Origin of the sequence: Corallococcus sp. RDP092CA (genome assembly GCF_041903675.1) — a bacterium.
GTDB lineage: Bacteria > Myxococcota > Myxococcia > Myxococcales > Myxococcaceae > Corallococcus.
In genome coordinates this window covers 1-523 of the sequence record NZ_JAYESI010000120.1, presented here as the reverse complement: position 1 = coordinate 523, position 523 = coordinate 1, and the positions used below count along the sequence as shown (strand labels likewise).

Here is a 523-nt window from a genome sequence, read left to right as displayed (position 1 = left end):
CTGCACGCCGCCGATGAACAGCTCGCCCGGGATTCCCACGGGCACCGGCTGGCCGTGGGCATCCAGGACGTACATCGCCGTGTTCGCCACGGGGCGCCCGATGGGGACGGCTCGCAGCGCGGCGTCGTGCGGGCACTCCCAGGACGTCACGTCCACGGCGGCCTCGGTGGGGCCGTAGAGGTTGTGCAGCGTGGCGTGCGGCATGCGCGCCTGGGCGCGGAGCACCAGGTCCGCGGGCAGGGCCTCGCCGCTGCACATCACCTGGCGCAGGCGCGTCAGGGACCCCAGGCCCGGCTCCTCCACGAAGGCGCGCAGCATGGACGGCACGAAGTGCACCGTCGTCACGTCCTCGCGCGCCATGAGCGCCACGAGGTAGTCCGGCTCCTGGTGTCCGCCGGGCCGCGCGAGCACCAGCCGCGCGCCCGTCATCAGGGGCCAGAAGAACTCCCAGACGGACACGTCGAAGCTGAACGGCGTCTTCTGCAACACCGTGTCCGCCGGCGTCAGGCCGTAGCGCGCCTGC

At 73.0% G+C, this 523-nt stretch carries 1 protein-coding gene; it reads right to left on the bottom strand.

What is annotated here, in order from left to right:
* A partial coding sequence (locus U8525_RS34435) for an AMP-binding protein (RefSeq protein WP_374270968.1) occupies positions 1-523 on the bottom strand: 523 nt, incomplete at both ends.